This window comes from Nocardioides eburneus, from assembly GCF_040838215.1.
Classification (GTDB): domain Bacteria; phylum Actinomycetota; class Actinomycetes; order Propionibacteriales; family Nocardioidaceae; genus Nocardioides; species Nocardioides eburneus.
The window spans coordinates 62,291-79,094 of record NZ_JBFPJR010000015.1 but is presented as its reverse complement, the minus strand read 5'-3'; the positions used below and the strand labels follow the sequence as shown (position 1 = coordinate 79,094).

Genomic DNA, 16,804 nt, shown 5'->3' with positions numbered 1-16,804 from the left:
GCGGCGCGCAGCAGGCGGGATCGATCAGTGGTTCCCTAGGTCAGGGATGCGGTGGCAGGTCGAAGAAGCGGACGCTCTCGCCCGTCACCAGCAGGACTCGGCCGTCGGCGGTGCCGATCGTGCGCACGGCCGCCACGTCGTCGCCGTACTCCACCAGCGTGCGGCTCGTGTGGAAGCGGCCGTGATGGAGCCACAGCGTGACGAGGTAGCCCTTGCGGCCGTGCTGGACGACCGTGAGGACGGTGCGGTGGTCGGGGAGCCAGGTGAACGAGCGCGCGTCCTCGGCCGCGAGCGCGGTGGCGCCCGGGGCGAAGTGAGCGACGTCCATCCGCCGGACGTGGGTCAGGTCGCGGACGTTGAAGAGGCCGATCTGCGGTGACCAGCGGCCGCGGCCGTCGGGACCGCTGCCCACGCCGATCATGCGCCAGCCGCCGAGCGGGTGGAGGTAGGCGGAGAAGCCCGGGATCTTCAGGCTGGAGACCAGCCGCGGCCGGCGCAGGTCGCGCAGGTCGACGACGTAGAGCGGGTCGACCTGGCGGTACGTCGTCAGGATGGCGAGGTCGTCGAACCAGCGGACGGACGCGATGTCCTCGCCGACGCCAAGATGGCCGATCCGGCCGAGGGGCACGAGGCGCGTGCCGTGCCGCCGGAGGGTGACGACGGCGTTGAAGTTCCCGGTCTCGCTGGAGCGCCCGAGGGCGACCCGGAGCACCCCGTCGGCGGAGTCCATCGACCACCGGTCGGCGAGGGTGCCCTCGACCTCGCCGGAGGCGACGTGGGTGGCGCGGACGCCGTCGAGGGCGAAGTCGAAGACGTACGTCGTGCCGCCGGTCGGGGCGATCGTGTCGCCGAGGCAGGCCGGACACCACGCCTGCGTCACGAATCCGGGGGACGCCGTCGGCGAGGCGGCGAGGTAGAGGTCGTCGACGGACTCGTAGGCGACGTTCGTGGCGCCGGCGAGGCCGATCGCCTGCGGCTCGGTCGGCGTCGCGGCGTCGAAGCCGACGACGCTGACGGTGTCGAGCCCGAGCCTGTCCGGCGGGATCGCCACGTCACGGCAGTCGAGCAGCCGGTGGGCGCCCGCCCCGGCGTCGTACGTCGGCAGCCAGGCGGTCACGGGGGCGTTGCGGACCAGGCGGCGGTTGATGGCGAGCGCCTGCTTCTGCGTGCGCTTGTTGGTGGGCCGCATGAAGCCGAGGTCGGGGAGCCCGGCGGAGAGCACGAGCCGGACGGTGCTGCCGTGCTGGCGCGCCGACATGAGCCGAGCGGTGTAGCTGACGTCATTGGTGATCGTCGGCGTCGCGCGGTCGGCGAGCGAGACGGTCAGGACGCGGGTGCCGCGGCGGGCGCCGTAGCCGGCCGGAGAGCGGGGGGCGGTCGCGTCCGTTCCGAGCGCGACGACGGTGTCACCGGTGAGGAGCAGCTCGCCGTCCTCGAGCCCGGGGAGGGCGACCTGACCGAGCCGGTGGACGCGCGGCCCGCTCACGTCGTAGACGAGCAGCTCGTCGTCACGCAGCCGCACCAGCGTCGTGCCGTCGGTCTTCACCGTGTCGGGCTCGTCGACCGCCTCCTCCTGCACGTTGGTGCCGGTCGCGCTCGCGGTCTGGCGGGAGGTCTCCAACGGGGTGTGCGCCGGCGTCCTGACCTTGGCGCTCGCCAGGGGAGAGAAGTCCTTCGCGAGCGCCTCGCCGCTCTCGTCCGCCCAACCCCAGGCGGTGACATGACCGAGGGCGCGGTCGACGTAGGCCGCCCTGAGCTGCGTGCAGGACTGCGCGGGGGGCAGGTCGGCCTGGAATGCGACCGGCCGCGGCGCCTGCCCCCCCGGCGCCTCCGGGCGTCCCGGCGTGGAGCCGCCGCCGACCAGGATGCCGGTCACGAAGGCGGCCCCGACGGCGGCGACCGTGCCGGTGGCGACGAGCGGACGTAGGAGCCGCCGCCGACGGCGTACGACGGTCTGCCGGCGTCCCTCGCGGAGGATGTCGGCCACCGGAGCCGGTGGGGTGGGAAGGTCGTCCCAGAGACGTTCGAGATCGGTCACGGTGTCCGCCCGGAGAGGTCGAGGAGGTGCTGGTCGGTGGCGAGCCGCGCGAGCGAGCGGGAGAGCCGGCTCTTCACGGTCCCGGGGGCGATGCCAAGCACCGCCGCGGTCTGGGCCTCGGTGAGCTGCACGAAATAGCGGAGCACCACCACCTCGCGGTTCGGCTTCGTCAGTCCGTCGAGGGCGCGGTGGACGGCGTCGGCCACGGCGAGCGCCTCGGTCGCGTCGGCGACGGCGCTGACCGGGCTGTCCGGCGCGGCGGGGTCGTGGTCGATGCGACCGCGCCACCAGCGCGTGCGGCGTACGTCGCGGAGGCAGTTGAGCAGCATCCGGTAGACGTAGGCGTCGCGGTTGTCGGCGCCGCTGACCCGGGTCCAGTCCGCATAGCAGCGCACCAGCGTCTGCTGCGCGACGTCCTCGGCCTCGTGTGCGCCGGCGCCGAGGAACACCGCGGCGCGCACGAGGTCGCGCCAGCGCTCCGCGACGTACGCGGTGTACGCCGACTCTGCCTTCTCGTCCACCCAGCCTCCCGGTCCGGCCTGCCGACGATATGACGGCGCGGGAGCCGCCGCAGGTTCCGTGCGGTGCCGATTTTCTGACGCCGTCCCGCCGGCAGCCCCAGACGGCCGCCGGCGGAGATGGTGCCGACACGGACACGACCTAGAATCCCCCGCGTGCAGGGAGTTGCTCGGGGACGTCACCGCGCAGAGGACGTGGGTGCGCCCGACCCTGCCACCCGCCGTGGGCCGGGGGAGCAGCGCTTCGCGGTCGACGACACCCTGGTCCGGCCGGGCCGTCGGGGCGGCGAGTCGACGCTGCTGGCGCTCGCCGTTCGCGCCATCGGCGAGGACCTCGACGTCGAGGAGGTCCTGCGCCGGACGGTCGAGCTCAGTTGCGCGATCACCGGCGCCGAGCACGCGATGCTCGGGATGACCGACGACGACGGTGATGTCGGCGCCGTGGTGACCCACGGTGATCCCGCCCAGCTCGAGCACGGCCACTCGCTGTCGCTCCCGCTCCAGGTCGACGGCCGCCTCTTCGCGACGCTCCACCTCGGTGGCCGCGCGCGGCCGTTCGCGGGCTACGACACCCAGCGCGTCGGCGTACTCCTCGGCGCCGCTGGCACGGCCATCCGCCACGGCCGCGCTCGGGAGGCGTACGCCGCCGGCCAGGTCGCCCGCGAACGCGCGCGCGTCGCGGACGCGCTCAGAGAGCTTGACCAGGCGGCGCGCGAGATCGTCGAGCAGGGCACCGCCGCGCTGGGCTTCGCGCCCCAGCTGCGGCTCTCCGGCGCGGTCGCGCTGCTGCCCGTAGGGCTCCGCGCCGAGCTGCTCTCGGCGCTGGGCGAGGCGCTTGCCGGCCTGGGGCGGCATCCCGGTGCGCGCAGCGTCTCGGTCGAGGTCGACACCTCCGGGCGGTGGCTGCTGCTGACCGTCACCGATGACGGGGCCCGGCGCAGCACCGCGGGGGCCGGGGAGCTGCGCGCTCGTGCCGAACGGCTCGGTGGTGTCCTCCGGCTCGTCTCGGTCGGTCCCGTCGGCACGCGCTTGTCCTGGATCGTGCCGATCCGCTGATCCCGGCTGATCCGCTCACCCGGCTGATCCGCTCACGCCGGGCTGACTCCGCCGGGACCGGCACGGCGACGCCGGCACGTGGCGCGGCGAAGCGAAGCGCTGCCGGGTCAGGCGACGGCCTCGTCCAGGACGTCCTCGTCGACGGCGGCGCGACCGGGGTGGTTGCTGGTCACCATCCACACCCGCTGGTCGTCCATGAACCGGCGCAGCTTGCGCGGCTTGTCGACGGTCCAGACGAGGACCGGGAGCTTCTTGCGCGCAGCCCACCGCAGCACACGCAGGTCGGCGAGCTGGTGCTGGACGACGACGAGATTCGCGCGGCAGCGCTCGAGGCGTCGGGCCGGGAACAGCTCCGACGCCCGGAGCCGGACCTGCTGCACCAGGCCGAGCCGCCACTCGCCGAGACCGAGCGACAGGCCGACGAGAGTGCCGGGCGCGCGCAGGTCGGCCCAGTCGCGGAGCAGCCGGACCGACTCGTCGACGAGGCTGGTGAGGATGAACGACTCGGGTTCCGTCATGACCCGCAGCGCGATCTCCGCGGCCTCCTCCTCATAGGAGACCCAGGGCGGCAGGTTCAGCGGCCAGGGGGAGGCGAACTTGAAGTCGATGTGGGCCTTCTTGCCGTGGGCGCGCAGGAGGCCGAGCGCCTCCTCATAGCGCACCAGGCGGTGGCCGGCGAGCGCGTCGAGCTCGGCCGCAGCATGGGTGGCGATGGGCCGCTGGCGGCCCTCGGCGTCACGCAGGTGGGAAAGATGGTGGAGGAGGAACTCTCCGTCCGCGGTGCGGTGCACGTCGAACTCGACGTAGTCGACCGGCAGCGCGACAGCGGCCTCCAGCGACTCCCAGGAGTTGTCGCGCAACCCCAGCTGAGCAGCGGCCCCTCGGTGGGCCGACAGCAGGGCGCGCGGCTGCATCAGTCTCTCCTCGTCACCGAGCGCTCCACGGCTCGGCAGAACACATGAGAGCTCATCGGGGCCGCTGAGGAGAAATCGGTGCTTCGCGCCGTGAGCCGCCGGTGGCACGCCGCGGCGCGGGTACGCCGGGGCTCTCCCGCAGTCGGAGCGCCAGCAGGGCCGCCTGGGTCCGGTGGCTGACGCCGAGCTTGGCGAGCAGTCCGGTGACGTGGTTCTTCACCGTCTTCTCGGCGAGGAAGAGCCGGTCGGCGATCTGCTTGTTGGTGAGCCCCTCGGCGATGAGGAAGAGGATCCGGGCCTGCTGGGGCGTCAGGTCGCGCAGCACGTCGGCCGCCGTACGCCGGAACTGGACCTCCTGCACGACGCGGGCGGCCGCCTCGGGGTCGATGAGGGTGTGGCCGCTGGCGACGAGGCGGATGCCGGAGACCAGGCTGTGGCTCTCGATCTGCTTCAGCACGTAGCCCGCGGCACCGGCGAGGATCGCCGCCGCCATCGCCTCGTCCTCGTCATAGCTGGTGAGGATGAGGCACTGGATCCGGTCGTCCACGGCCCGCACGTCACGACAGACCTCGATCCCCGAGCCGTCGGGCAGCCGCGCGTCCAGGACGCAGACGTCGGGCCGGAGGTCGAGGATCCGCTCGGCCGCCTCGGTGGCGGTCCGCGCCTCGCCGACGACCTCGATGTCGCCGGAGAGCTCGAGCAGGGTACGCACACCCAGCCGGACGATGTCGTGATCGTCCAGCAGGAACACCCGGATCGGCAGACCCCTCCCCACAGGAACGATCATGGGGGTCAGCGGCCCTCGATGGGAACAGAACCGCAGAACTCGTCCGAGGCGGGATGTGTCACAGTGCGACCCATGACCGACCGCGATCTCGACCTGGTCCTGCTCGGAGCCACCGGCTTCACGGGCGGACTGACCGCCGACTACCTCGCCCGGCATGCTCCCGACGGGCTCCGCTGGGGGATCGCCGGACGCGACCCCGAGAAGCTGGCGGCGGTGCGCGACCGCCTGGTCGCCGCCGTGCCGGACAGGCCCGGCCTGGCCGACCTGGCGCTGGTGACCGCGGACGTCACCGACGCGGACCGGTCCGGCTCCCTTGCGGCCCTCGCCGGGCGCACCCGCGTCCTGGTCTCGACCGTCGGTCCCTACCTGACCCATGGCGAGCCGGTCGTCGCGGCCTGCGCCGAGGCCGGGACCGACTACGTCGACCTCACCGGTGAGCCGGAGTTCGTCGACACGATGTACGTCCGCTACGACGCGGTCGCGCGCGCCACCGGCGCCCGGATCGTCCACGCCTGCGGCTTCGACTCGGTGCCGCACGACCTCGGCGCCTTCTACACCGTCCACCAGTTGGCGGCGGTCGGTCCGGTCACGCTGCGCGGCGTCGTACGGGCCAAGGCGGGCCTCTCCGGGGGCACGTTCCACTCCGCGCTCGGCCAGCTCTCCCGGCCGCGGCAGTTGCGCGCGGCCGCCGCCGCGCGCCGTCGGATCGAGCGGGAGCGGCCCGCCGGCGTACCCGGCGAGCCGCGGTCGTCGCGGGCCGTCGCCGGCCGGCCGCACCGCGACCCCGAGCTCGGCTACTGGCTCGTGCCGCTCCCGACGATCGATCCGCAGATCGTCGCGCGGAGCGGGGCGGCGCTCGCGGCGTACGGGCCGGAGTTCCGCTACTCGCACTACGCCGGCACGAGGACCCTGCGGTACGCCGCCGGCGGGATCGCCGGGGTCGGGGCGCTGGCGCTCGGGGCGCAGGTCGGGCCGGTCCGGGAGTGGCTCGGTCGCCGACTCCCGCAGGGTGCAGGACCGGGCGCGGGTCGCCGCGACGGCTCCTGGTTCACCGTCGACTTCGTCGGCGAGGGCGACGGCCGGACCATCCACACCCGGGTCTCCGGCGGGGACCCGGGCTACACCGAGACCTCCCGGATGCTGGCGGAGTCGGCGCTGTGCCTGGCCCTCGACGACAACCCTCCGACCGCGGGGTCCGTCACCACCGCCCAGGCGATGGGGGAGAACCTGCTCCGCAGGCTCGTCGCGGCCGGGATCCGCTTCGAGGTCGTGTCGTGACGCGGCTGCGGCCTCCCGCGGGCGGACGGACCGTGTCCTGACCGCCGCCCCGGGTACCGGGTCGCCATGAGGGACCGACAGAAGGCGGCGTACTTCTGGATCATGGGGACCTGCGTCGTCCTCATCGTGCTGGCCTGGAACGTCGTCCGACTCTTCTCCGTCCCGGCCGCGGTCGGGATGTCGGTGGTGGCGGCGTTGCTGCCGCCCGTGGCGGTGATCATCGCCAACCGCGGTCGCATGGGCGGATAGCGCACGGGTACTGCACCCGACATGAGCGCACCGACGATCGGCTACTTCCTCTCGACGGAGGAGTACGCCCCGGACCAGCTCCTGGAGCAGGCCGTCCTCGCCGAGGAGGCGGGGTTCGAGGCGCTGTGGATCAGTGACCACTTCCACCCGTGGAACGACGCACAGGGTCAGAGCGCCTTCGTCTGGTCCGTGATCGGCGCGCTCTCGCAGGTGTGCCGGCTCCCGGTCATGACCGCGGTCACCTGCCCCACGATGCGGATCAGCCCCGTCGTGACCGCGCAGGCCGCGGCGACGGCGTCGGTCATGCACGAGGGCCGGTTCCGGCTCGGCGTGGGCAGCGGGGAGGCGCTCAACGAGCACATCCACGGTGACGCGTGGCCGCGTGCCGACGTACGCCTCGACATGCTGCGCGAGGCGGTGGACGTCATGCGGCGGTTGTGGACGGGAGAGGTCGTCGACCACGACGGCCGGCATTACACCGTCGACAACGCCCGCATCTACACCCTTCCCGAGCAGCGCCCGGAGGTATGGGTCTCGGGGTTCGGCCCGGCGGCGACACGCCTCGCGGGAGAGATCGGCGACGGCTACGTCACGACCTCACCGGACACCGACCTGCTCGCGACGTTCCGTCAGGCCTCCGGCGGCAAGCCCGCCTGCGCGGGCTTCAAGGCGGCGTACGCGCCGACGGAGGAGGAGGGTGTCGAGCACGCCCACCGGCTGTGGGGCACGTCGGGGCTGCCGGGCGAGCTCGCCCAGGTGCTGCCGACGCCGCGCCACTTCGAACAGGCCGCGCAGCTGGTCACGCCCGAGATGACCCGCGAGAGCCTGGTCTGTGGACCCGACCTGGATCGCCACATCGCGTCATTCCGGCCCTACCTGGAGGCCGGGTTCGAGGAGGTGTACGTCGCGGCGATCGGCCCGCACTACCGCGACATGATCGAGAGCTTCGGCAAGGACGTCCTCCCCGCCGTGCGGAGCGAGGCGACGACGAGCGAAGGGACGAAAGCATGACGAGCGTCTGGGTGAGCACCTGGTGGATCTGGATCTTCGGGGCCTTCATCGTGCTCGCGATCCTCGCCGGCGGCGTCCAGATCTGGGCGGCGTTCATGGACCGGCGCGTGGGCCGCAAGGTGGAGAACGACACCGACCGCCTCCACCCCCACGGCGACGGCGACCTGCACGAGCCGCGAGAGTGAGGCGGGCCGGTCAACCTCGTGATCAGTGCAGCGTGTCGAGAACGAGCCCGGCGACAGCCTGCTGCTCCTCGGCGAACGGGTGGTAGCTCTGCGCCCGCGAGGGGTCGGTGTACTGGCCGTTGATCCACGGGTCGGCCGAGCAGATGTCGTGGCCCTTCGAGGGGCCCCAGACATCGACGTACGACGACCTCGTCACCGCCGCCGCGTGGCGGAGCGCTTGGTCGAGCCGCTCGGCGACCTGGTTGGCATAGCGGTAGTCACCGTCGGCCAGCGGCAGCAGGTCGGGGCAGGTGCCGTGCCGCGGACCGATCTGGGGATATCCGACGACGAGCACGCGGGCGTACGGCGCGAGCCGGTGCACCTCGCGGACGACCGTCGCGACCCGCACGGAGGTCTGCGCGACATCGGCGAGCAGCGCGTCGCGCCCGCCCTGGCGCATCGCGTCCCGACAGGGAGCGCCCGTCGGGTCGGAGGCGCGCAGCGTCGGGCAGTAGGACACGAGCGTCCCGAAGACGGAGAAGTCGTTGCCGCCGATGCTCACCGTCACGAGGTCGGTGTCCGCGGATAGGGCATCGAACTGGGGCGCGATGCCGGGCAGCTGGCTGACGGTCATGTCCTTGGTCTGCGCGCCGCTGCAGCTGCGGTCGGTCAGGTCGGCCCCGAGGGCGCGCGCGACCAGCGCCGGGTAGTTCTGGGTGGAGCGGTAGCAGCCACCGGCCACGTCGAGCGTCGGCACGAAGGGCGCCGCTGTGTAGGAGTCGCCCAGAGCGACGTACTGCGCGCCGGCCCAGCTGGCCGGTGACGTCGGCCGGTCCGCCGCTGCCGGGTCCGTGGGGCCGGTCAGCGAGCCGGTGAGGAAGAACGAGAGAACCGCGGTGGCGGCCGCCGCCAGGCGGAGCGAGACCCGAGAAGACATGTGACCTCCTTCACAGTCGATCCGAATCTAGCGGCGTTCGACCGTGAGTGACAGCCCCCGCGTGAAGCTGTGGGAGGGGAGTCGGCTGCTCTGTTCGTGGTGGTGCCCCAGGCCGGAGTCGAACTGGCGGGCCTTTCGCCGTCGGGGGAGTCGGCTGCTCTGTTCGTGGTGGTGCCCCAGGCCAGAGTCGAACTGGCGACCTTTCGCTTAGGAGGCGGCTGCTCTATCCACTGAGCTACTGGGGCGCGCCTCCATCCTTTCACGACGCCCTCGTGCCCGTGGTTTGGGGTTATCCGCTGGTGGCGGTCACACTTGAGCGTCACACGTAAGGTCTGTCAGCGTCGACGGCCCCATTCCCTCTGACGCGAAGTGACGGTGATCCATGCGCCCGCCCGCTCTGCCCCTGCCCGCTCGGGACACGCAGACGGGTTCGCTGACCCGGAAGGGCGATGCCGCCCCGGTGACCCTCCGGTGAGCCGCCACCTCGACTCCGCCGCTCCGCCCGCGAGCGGCGGGAAGCGCCGGGCGCAGCCGCCGCGCAAGCACACCATCTGGAAGGTGCTCGGGTCGACGCTCCTGGCGCTCGTCCTCCTGACGGGCTTGGGCACGGTCTACCTGTACCGCCACCTCAACGGGAACCTCACCGTCCTCGACGTCAACGGCGACATCCTCGGCGACCGTCCGGACAAGCTCGCGGTCGAGGGCCCCCACGAGCCGCTCAACATCCTCGTCATGGGCGACGACACCCGCGACTGCGCCGGCTGCAAGATCGACAACGAGGCGGGAGCGGGCGGATCGGACACCACGATCCTGCTCCACCTCTCCGCGGACCGGAAGCACGCGTACGGCGTCAGCATCCCGCGGGACTCGATCGTCGACCGGCCGGAGTGCAAGGGCAAGGACGGCGAGGTCATCCCGGCGGCGGACGACCAGATGTGGAACGCCGCCTACTCCGTCGGCGGTCCGGCGTGCACGATCGCCCAGCTCGAGCACTTGACCGGCATCCGGGTCGACCACTTCGTCGTCGTGGACTTCGCCAGCTTCAAGTCCATGGTCGACGCGATCGGCGGCGTCGAGGTCTGCATTCCGCAGACCTGGGACGACCGTGCGCACGGCATCTATCTCCCGGCGGGGACCCGTCGCATCTCGGGCGACCAGGCGTTGAAGTACGTCCGCATCCGGCACGGCATCGGCGACGGCTCCGACATCGGCCGGGTCAAGCGCCAGCAGGCGTTCATCGGCTCGATGGCGGCTCAGGTGCTCTCCTCGAACACCCTCGCCAACCCGGTGAAGATCGTGAAGTTCCTCGACGCTGCGACCAAGGGACTCTCGATCGACAAGGGCATGGGGAACCTGAAGAAGATGGCCGAGATCGCCTACGGCTTCAAGGACATCGGGCTCGACAAGATCCAGTTCATCACGATCCCGTGGGAGTACGACCCCGAGAACCCGAACCGCGTCGTCTGGCTGCCGGAGGCGAAGCGGGTGTGGAATCGGCTCCGGCTGGACAAGCCGCTCACCAAGCACCTCACCGAGGGTGCGATCGACGCCAGCAGCGTCCCGGGAGCCAAGTCGTCGCAGGGCGACAAGGCGAAGGACGGCGGTACGTCGAGCGACACGCCCAGCGAGACTCCGAGCTCGTCGCCGAGCAAGGGTGTCGACGGCGAGAGCCCGAGCACCCCGCAGGACGAGCAGCAGAAGGCTGCTCTCGAGCAGGCCGGTCTGTGCGCATGACGTCGTCCGAGGAGCCGGTGACCGGCGGCCCGGCGGCGGATCGCCCGGCGCACGACGGTCGCCCGGCGCGCAGGCCCGCAGAACCGGAGTGGAAGCGCCGGCAGCGCCTGGCGCGGATCTTCGGCGACGTACTCCCCGACACCACCCGCGACGAGCGTGATGCTGACTCGAGGTCGCGCGACGGAGGGGAGTCGGCGAGCGACGCCTGGCTGAAATCGCAGGTGCCGCCCCACCACGGAGGGTGAGACGGCACCTGTCGAGGTCGCGCCGGGTCAGAGCGTCTTGCCCTGCTGGGCCGCGAGCAGGTCGCGGATCTCCTTGAGGTAGTCCACCTCGGCCGGGCCCGGCTCGGGGCTCGGGAAGAAGCGCTCCTTGGCCTTGGTATAGGGCACCACGACCAGGAAGTAGACGACCGCGGCGATGATCACGAAGGTGATCACGGCGATGATGAAGGCGCCGACGTGGACCCCGCCCGGGATCCAGTTGGCGAAACCGTTCTGCAGGCCGCCGGCCTTGCCGACGATGTCCATGATGATCGTGACGAAGGCGCCGACGACGGTCGCGAAGGCGCCGCCGATGACGACCGCTACGGCGAGCGAGACCAGGTCGCCCTGGAGAAGGAACTTCTTGAAGCCGCTCATGTGTCTGTTTATCTCCTGACTCGTGTGAGGTAGTGGGAGACCCCCGAGAGCGCCACGACCTTAGTGTCAGAACGCGAAGGTGAGAACCCCTCCGACACCGGCGGACGTCGCGGTCTCCACGCTGGAGGCGGGGACTCCGACGACTACTAAACGGCCGCCGAGCGTGTTCGTGACGCGGGTTTGGCCGGTGGATGTGGCCTCGGCAGCGTCGTCGGCGGGGAGGGCCAGCACGAGCACGTCCGTGGCGACGGGCGAGGTGTGGCCGTCGGTCGGGTCGGTGACGTAGAGGTCGATCGCGTCGCCGACGTGGAGCAGCCCGGCCATCCCGGCGTCCGGGAACCGGAGAGGTACGGCGACGAGACCGGGATGTCCCTCGGCGAGGCGGGGGCCCACGAGCCGGAGGTCGGTGACCGCCTCGCCGCGTCGCAGCGGCGCGGCGAGCGTCGCCCCGACGGGATGGGCGAGGGCGCCCGCGGGCGCGGTGCCGGGCGGCACGCGCACGGTCGTCAGGTCGGCGGGTGCGAGCGTCGTACCCGCGGGGAGGTCACGGGCCGTGACCGTGAGCGCGACCGTCGCCGGTGGCGTCGGTCGGGCCGCGTGGAGGCCGACGGCGACGGCCGAGGCGGTCAGCAGGAAGGCGAGCAGGCGGCGGTGCGCGAGCAACCGGCGGCGCACGCGCCGGAGAAGGGAGCCGAGACGTGGGAGCACGTCACGACGGTAGGCCGGATCACGCGGTCGTGCGTCCGGCTCTCCACAGCCCCGGGGTTCCGGGCACCGCGTGGGTCAGTCGCTGCTCGACGAGCTCGCCGTGGCGGTCGCGGTCGTCGAGCTGCTGCTCGACGAGGACGAGGAGGACGACGAGGACGACGACGAGCGGCTGTCCGTGCGGTAGAAGCCGGATCCCTTGAAGACGACTCCGGCGGCGCTGAAGACCTTGCGGAGCTTGCCCTGGCACTCGGGGCAGACGGTCAGGGACTCCTCGCTGAAACTCTGGAACTGCTCGAAGGCGTGGCCGCACTCGGTGCAGGCGTACTGATAGGTGGGCACGGGTCTCCTCAGGGTCTGACTGGCACTCGTCGGGTGCGACTGCCAATCCTAACGAACGCTCAGCGGAGCGTGACGATTCCCTGCGCAGTCGCGGCAGCGCTCACCCGACGGTCGTGCGGCTCGACGGGCACCGGCACGCCGACCTCCTCGGGATAGAGGAGGAGGCAGGTGAACGTGCCGACCGGCACCCGGGCGAGCGCGCGGTCGTAGGAGCCGCCGCCGCGGCCGAGCCGGTGACCGGCGTGGTCGACGGCCAGTCCGGGGACCAGGACGACGTCGGCGGTGGCGACGGCGTCGACGCCGAGCCGCTCGCCCGCCGGCTCGAGCAGCCCGCGGCGCGCGGAGACCAGCCGGCCGTCGTACGCCGCCCAGTCGAGATCGTTGTCGGGCAGCAGGCAGGGCAGGAGCACCCGCTTCCCAGTGGCCCGGAGCCGATCGAGGAGCGGCCCGGTGCCGGGCTCGCTGCCGATCGAGACGTACGCCGCGACCGTCGCCGCCCGCCGGAGCTCGGGGGCTGCGGCCAGGACGTCGGCCAGAGCCCGGGCCGTCTCGCCGATCTCGGCGAGGGTGCGACGGTTGCGGGCGGTGACGAGCTGGTCACGAACGGCCGTCTTGGCTGCTGAGGTGGGGGGAGGAACCCCAGGTGTTTGTGGATCCGCCACGCACTCAGCCTACGATCGACAGCATGGGTAGCCCAGGCTTGACCAAGGCGGTCGCGAAGATGCGCGACGCCGGCGTGGACGAGGTCGCCGTACAGACCTTCGCCCACTACTACCGGCAGCTTGAACGCGGTGAGACCGGAATGATCCCGGAGTCGACGATCGACCCCGTGGACATCCCGTCCATCCAGGACGTCGAGGTGTCCGAGGGCGAGGCACACGCCGCCATCGGCGCCACGGCCGTCATCAAGCTCAACGGCGGCCTCGGGACCTCGATGGGCATGGACCGCGCGAAGTCGCTCCTGTGCGTCCGCGGCGGCCTGAGCTTCCTCGACGTGATCGCGCGCCAGGTCCTCCACCTGCGTCAGAAGTACGACGTCGCGCTGCCGCTCCTGTTCATGAACTCGTTCCGCACCTCGGGCGACACCCTCGACGCGCTCGCGCGCTACACCGACCTGCCGGTCGAGGGGCTGCCGCTGGAGTTCCGCCAGAACATGGAGCCGCGGCTGCTGGCCGCCGACCTCTCGCCAGTGACGTGGCCGAAGGAGCCCTCCCTGGAGTGGTGTCCGCCGGGCCACGGCGACATCTACACCGCGCTGCGCGGCACGGGCCTGCTCGACACCCTCATCGAGCAGGGCTACCGCTACGTCTTCGTGTCCAACTCCGACAACCTCGGCGCAGTGCCCGACGAGCGTGTCGCCGGGTGGTTCGCGGCGAGCGGCGCCCCGTTCGCGATCGAGGCGGTGCGGCGTACGCCCTCGGACCGCAAGGGCGGCCACTTCGCGACCCGCAAGGCCGACGGGCGGATCATCCTGCGCGAGACCGCGCAGACGCCGCCCGAGGACCAGGAGGCGCTCCAGGACCTCAGCCGCCACCGCTACTGCTCGACCAACAACATCTGGTTCGACCTGCAGGCGATGAAGGACGCCCTCGACGCCCGCGACGGCATCCTCGGCCTCCCGCTCATCCGCAACGAGAAGACCGTGGACCCCGGCGACCCCTCCACGCCGAAGGTCATCCAGATCGAGACCGCCATGGGGGCGGCCGTCGAGGTCTTCGAGGGTGCGGCGCTGATCGAGGTGGGCCGTGAGCGGTTCGTCCCGGTCAAGACGACCAACGACCTGCTCGTCCTGCGCTCGGACGTCTACGAGATCGGGAGCGACTTCGTCCTCGACCAGGTCGCGGCCGACATCCCCTTCATCGACCTCGACAGCGACTACTACAAGCTGGTCGGGGAGTTCGACAAGCGGTTCCCCGAGGGCGCTCCGTCGCTGCGCAAGGCCTCGTCGCTGCGCGTCGCCGGCGACTGGACCTTCGGTCACGGCGTCCAGGTGATCGGCGACGTCGAGCTGGAGGCGGACGGCGCCGAGCGGGTCTCGCCCGACGCGGTGCTCGCCGACGGCTCGTCCGCGTCCCGGTGAGCCCCCGCGTCGGGGCGGTGGCGGCCGTCGTAGGCTCTGGCCGGTGACCATCAGCCCCGACGAGTTCCGCGAGCGCATCCTCGCCGACATCGAGCCCATGACGGCCTCGCCGCAGCCGCTCATGGAGTGCCTCGGCCTGGCCTGCGCCGAGGACGTCCACGCCGAGGTCGCGCTGCCGGGCTTCGACAACTCCGCGATGGACGGCTACGCGGTCCGATACGCGGACGTGGCCGAAGCCTCGAAGGACGCGCCCGTGCGGCTGCCGGTGGTCGGTGAGATCGGCGCCGGACAGGCCAGCCTCCTCGCGCTGCCGGCCGGCACGGCGGCCAAGATCATGACCGGAGCGCCGCTACCGTCGGGTGCCGACGCCGTCGTGCCCTACGAGTGGACCGACCGGGGCGTGGCCCAGGTGGTCATCAGCGAGCGTCCCGAGGAGGGCCAGCACGTCCGGTACGCCGGCGAGGACGTCGCCGTGGGCGACCCGGTCGTCGCGCGGGGGACCGTGCTCGGTCCCCGCCACCTCGGCCTGCTGGCCTCGGTCGGGCGCTCTCACGTCGTGTCGCGGCCCCGTCCGCGGGTGGTCATCCTCTCGACGGGGTCCGAGCTGCGTGAGCCCGGCACCCCGTTGGGGCACGACTCGATCTACGACGGCAACTCGTTCCTGCTCGCAGCCGCCGTACGCCAGGCCGGTGCCATCGCCTACCGCGTGGGCATCGTCCCGGACTCCCCGCGGGAGTTCCTCACCGCGCTCGACGACCAACTGGTCCGTGCGGACCTCGTCATCACCTCCGGCGGCGTCTCCATGGGGGACTACGACGTCGTGAAGGAGGCACTGTCGCCCCTCGGCGTGTGGTTCGGCGGAATCTCGATGCAGCCCGGGAAGCCACAGGGCTTCGGCCGGGTCGGCGAGGAGCGGATCCCGATCTTCTGCCTGCCCGGCAACCCGGTCTCGTCGTTCGTCTCGTTCGAGAACTTCGTGCTCCCGGCGCTGCGGCGCCTGATGGGGAAGACCCCGGAGATGCGGCCGGCGGTGACCGCCAAGCTGACCCACGACGTCCGCTCGCCGGCGGGGCGACGCCAGTTCCTCCGCGGTGACGTCCAGTTCCGTCCCGACGGCACCCACGCCACCGTCTCGCCGGTCGGTGGCCCCGGGTCCCATCTCATCGGTGACCTGGCCTCGGCCAACTGCCTGCTCGTCATCCCCGAGGAGACGACGGCGCTCGCGGCCGGGTCGGAGGTCGACGTACTCGTCCTGGACCGGGAGTTCTGATGGCCGACCGGCTCACGCACGTCGACGAGACGGGTGCCGCACGGATGGTCGACGTCTCCGGCAAGGAGGTCACCGCCCGCGTCGCGACCGCCTCCGGACGGGTGCTGGTCTCGGCCGAGGTGGTCGCGCTCCTCCGCGGCGAGGGCGTCCCGAAGGGCGACGCGCTCGCGGTCGCGCGGATCGCCGGGATCATGGGCGCCAAGCGGACCCCCGAGCTCATCCCGCTGTGCCACCCGCTGGCGATCTCGGGCGTGACCCTCGACCTCGCCGTCGTCGACCTCGCGGACGGTGGCGCAGTGGAGATCAGCGCCACCGTGAAGACCACGGACCGCACCGGCGTCGAGATGGAGGCGCTCACCGCCGTCTCCGTCGCCGCGCTCACCGTCGTCGACATGGTGAAGGCGGTCGACAAGGGCGCGGTCATCAGCGACGTCCGCGTCGAGGCCAAGTCGGGCGGCAAGTCGGGCGACTGGACGCGGGAGCACCGATGAAACGCCGCGATCGATTCTCGGCCTCCTCCTTCGCTCCTCCGCCCGACGATCGATCGGAGACCCCGATGAATCGCCCGATCCGATCATCGGGCGGACGGCTCAAGGGCGTCGTCGTGGTGGCGTCCAACCGCGCGGCGGCGGGTGTCTATGAGGACGCGACCGGACCGCTGCTCGTCGCCTTCCTCGAGGAGCTCGGCTTCGCGGCCGAGCCGCCGATCGTCGTCCCCGACGGCGACCCCGTCGGCGCCGCCATCGCAGCGGCCGTGGACGAGGGCGCCCGCGTCGTCCTCACGACCGGGGGCACGGGCCTCACGCCCACCGACCTCACCCCCGAGGTGACGCGCCCGCTGCTCGACCGCGAGATCCCCGGCATCGCCGAGGCCGTCCGAGCCGCCGGCGTCGCCAAGGGTGTGCCGACGGCCACGCTGTCGCGAGGTCTCGCCGGGCTTGTGAGAGCGTGCGTCGTCGTCAACCTGCCCGGGTCGCGTGGCGGGGTGAAGGATGCGATCGAGGTCCTGCGCCCGATCCTGCCGCACGCGGTGGAGCAGTCGGTCGGGAGCGATCACCGGTGAGCCGTCGATGAGCCCGG

Annotated in this window: 19 protein-coding genes, 1 tRNA gene and 1 pseudogene; 11 read left to right on the top strand and 10 right to left on the bottom strand. The window is 72.1% G+C overall.

The window, feature by feature from the left end; genetic code table 11:
• Positions 1 to 40: 40 nt before the first annotated feature.
• Positions 41 to 2,038, bottom strand: a complete 1,998-nt coding sequence (locus AB3X52_RS10560; protein ID WP_367994018.1) for a beta-propeller domain-containing protein — start codon at positions 2,036 to 2,038, stop codon at positions 41 to 43.
• Positions 2,035 to 2,559, bottom strand: a complete 525-nt coding sequence (locus AB3X52_RS10555; protein ID WP_367994016.1) for a SigE family RNA polymerase sigma factor — start codon at positions 2,557 to 2,559, stop codon at positions 2,035 to 2,037. Before AB3X52_RS10555 ends, AB3X52_RS10560 begins: the two co-directional genes overlap by 4 nt.
• A 153-nt stretch (positions 2,560 to 2,712) precedes the next feature.
• On the opposite strand from AB3X52_RS10555, the gene AB3X52_RS10550 reads away from it, so the two are divergent.
• Positions 2,713 to 3,612 carry a sensor histidine kinase gene (locus AB3X52_RS10550; RefSeq protein ID WP_367994014.1) on the top strand — a complete coding sequence of 300 codons (900 nt, stop codon included), beginning with the start codon at positions 2,713 to 2,715 and terminating at the stop codon, positions 3,610 to 3,612.
• A 107-nt stretch (positions 3,613 to 3,719) separates the two neighbouring features.
• Here AB3X52_RS10550 and AB3X52_RS10545 read toward each other — a convergent pair whose 3' ends face one another.
• Both AB3X52_RS10545 and AB3X52_RS10540 read right to left on the bottom strand, forming a co-directional pair.
• A complete protein-coding gene (locus tag AB3X52_RS10545; RefSeq protein ID WP_367994012.1) occupies positions 3,720 to 4,526 on the bottom strand; it encodes a glycerophosphodiester phosphodiesterase in 807 nt (268 codons plus the stop codon).
• A 52-nt stretch (positions 4,527 to 4,578) separates the two neighbouring features.
• A complete protein-coding gene (locus AB3X52_RS10540) occupies positions 4,579 to 5,313 on the bottom strand; it encodes a response regulator (RefSeq protein WP_367994010.1) in 735 nt (244 codons plus the stop codon).
• Between the two features lie 72 nt (positions 5,314 to 5,385).
• On the opposite strand from AB3X52_RS10540, the gene AB3X52_RS10535 reads away from it, so the two are divergent.
• The 4 genes and pseudogenes from AB3X52_RS10535 to AB3X52_RS10520 all read left to right on the top strand — a co-directional run bounded on the left by AB3X52_RS10535 (position 5,386) and on the right by AB3X52_RS10520 (position 8,036).
• The gene (locus AB3X52_RS10535; RefSeq protein ID WP_367994008.1) at positions 5,386 to 6,591 is read left to right on the top strand and encodes a saccharopine dehydrogenase family protein; all 1,206 of its coding nucleotides are present in this window, start codon (positions 5,386 to 5,388) and stop codon (positions 6,589 to 6,591) included.
• Positions 6,592 to 6,648: 57 nt separating this feature from the next.
• A pseudogene (locus AB3X52_RS10530) lies at positions 6,649 to 6,840 on the top strand (DUF3099 domain-containing protein); the annotation flags it as partial.
• 21 nt (positions 6,841 to 6,861) lie between these two features.
• Entirely contained in the window at positions 6,862 to 7,851 is a 990-nt protein-coding gene (locus AB3X52_RS10525; RefSeq protein WP_367994006.1) for a TIGR03557 family F420-dependent LLM class oxidoreductase, read from the top strand.
• Positions 7,848 to 8,036, top strand: coding sequence for a hypothetical protein (locus AB3X52_RS10520; RefSeq protein WP_367994004.1), 189 nt, complete (start codon positions 7,848 to 7,850; stop codon positions 8,034 to 8,036). The genes AB3X52_RS10525 and AB3X52_RS10520 overlap by 4 nt, the downstream gene beginning before the upstream one ends.
• Before the next feature lie 22 nt (positions 8,037 to 8,058).
• Here AB3X52_RS10520 and AB3X52_RS10515 read toward each other — a convergent pair whose 3' ends face one another.
• Together AB3X52_RS10515 and AB3X52_RS10510 are read right to left on the bottom strand one after the other, a co-directional pair.
• Complete coding sequence (locus AB3X52_RS10515; protein WP_367994002.1) at positions 8,059 to 8,952, bottom strand: SGNH/GDSL hydrolase family protein; 894 nt, start codon at positions 8,950 to 8,952, stop codon at positions 8,059 to 8,061.
• Positions 8,953 to 9,121: 169 nt separating this feature from the next.
• A tRNA-Arg gene (locus AB3X52_RS10510) sits at positions 9,122 to 9,197 on the bottom strand.
• Positions 9,198 to 9,423: 226 nt separating this feature from the next.
• On the opposite strand from AB3X52_RS10510, the gene AB3X52_RS10505 reads away from it, so the two are divergent.
• Both AB3X52_RS10505 and AB3X52_RS10500 read left to right on the top strand, forming a co-directional pair.
• Positions 9,424 to 10,686, top strand: a complete 1,263-nt coding sequence (locus AB3X52_RS10505) for an LCP family protein (protein WP_367994000.1) — start codon at positions 9,424 to 9,426, stop codon at positions 10,684 to 10,686.
• Positions 10,683 to 10,931: a hypothetical protein gene (locus AB3X52_RS10500; RefSeq protein ID WP_367993998.1), complete on the top strand. Its 249-nt coding sequence runs from the start codon at positions 10,683 to 10,685 to the stop codon at positions 10,929 to 10,931. The genes AB3X52_RS10505 and AB3X52_RS10500 overlap by 4 nt, the downstream gene beginning before the upstream one ends.
• Positions 10,932 to 10,958: 27 nt before the next feature.
• On the opposite strand, the gene AB3X52_RS10495 is transcribed toward AB3X52_RS10500, so the two are convergent.
• The 4 genes from AB3X52_RS10495 to AB3X52_RS10480 form a co-directional block, all read right to left on the bottom strand.
• Positions 10,959 to 11,327 carry an MscL family protein gene (locus tag AB3X52_RS10495; protein WP_367993996.1) on the bottom strand — a complete coding sequence of 123 codons (369 nt, stop codon included), beginning with the start codon at positions 11,325 to 11,327 and terminating at the stop codon, positions 10,959 to 10,961.
• A 66-nt stretch (positions 11,328 to 11,393) separates the two neighbouring features.
• The gene (locus tag AB3X52_RS10490; RefSeq protein ID WP_367993994.1) at positions 11,394 to 12,035 is read right to left on the bottom strand and encodes an SAF domain-containing protein; all 642 of its coding nucleotides are present in this window, start codon (positions 12,033 to 12,035) and stop codon (positions 11,394 to 11,396) included.
• Between the two features lie 75 nt (positions 12,036 to 12,110).
• Positions 12,111 to 12,374, bottom strand: coding sequence for an FmdB family zinc ribbon protein (locus tag AB3X52_RS10485; RefSeq protein ID WP_367993992.1), 264 nt, complete (start codon positions 12,372 to 12,374; stop codon positions 12,111 to 12,113).
• A 59-nt stretch (positions 12,375 to 12,433) separates the two neighbouring features.
• Positions 12,434 to 13,036 (bottom strand): 5-formyltetrahydrofolate cyclo-ligase, encoded by a 603-nt coding sequence (locus AB3X52_RS10480; protein ID WP_367993990.1) that lies wholly within the window; start codon positions 13,034 to 13,036, stop codon positions 12,434 to 12,436.
• A 23-nt stretch (positions 13,037 to 13,059) separates the two neighbouring features.
• Between AB3X52_RS10480 and AB3X52_RS10475 the strand changes: the two genes are divergently transcribed.
• From AB3X52_RS10475 to AB3X52_RS10460, 4 genes are all read left to right on the top strand, one after another.
• Positions 13,060 to 14,454: a UTP--glucose-1-phosphate uridylyltransferase gene (locus AB3X52_RS10475; protein ID WP_367993988.1), complete on the top strand. Its 1,395-nt coding sequence runs from the start codon at positions 13,060 to 13,062 to the stop codon at positions 14,452 to 14,454.
• Between the two features lie 49 nt (positions 14,455 to 14,503).
• Positions 14,504 to 15,724 (top strand): molybdotransferase-like divisome protein Glp, encoded by a 1,221-nt coding sequence (gene glp, locus AB3X52_RS10470; protein WP_437440547.1) that lies wholly within the window; start codon positions 14,504 to 14,506, stop codon positions 15,722 to 15,724.
• Positions 15,724 to 16,215, top strand: coding sequence for a cyclic pyranopterin monophosphate synthase MoaC (moaC, locus tag AB3X52_RS10465; protein WP_367993984.1), 492 nt, complete (start codon positions 15,724 to 15,726; stop codon positions 16,213 to 16,215). The genes glp and moaC overlap by 1 nt, the downstream gene beginning before the upstream one ends.
• A gap of 65 nt (positions 16,216 to 16,280) precedes the next feature.
• Complete coding sequence (locus AB3X52_RS10460; RefSeq protein ID WP_367993982.1) at positions 16,281 to 16,787, top strand: MogA/MoaB family molybdenum cofactor biosynthesis protein; 507 nt, start codon at positions 16,281 to 16,283, stop codon at positions 16,785 to 16,787.
• Positions 16,788 to 16,804 lie beyond the last annotated feature (17 nt).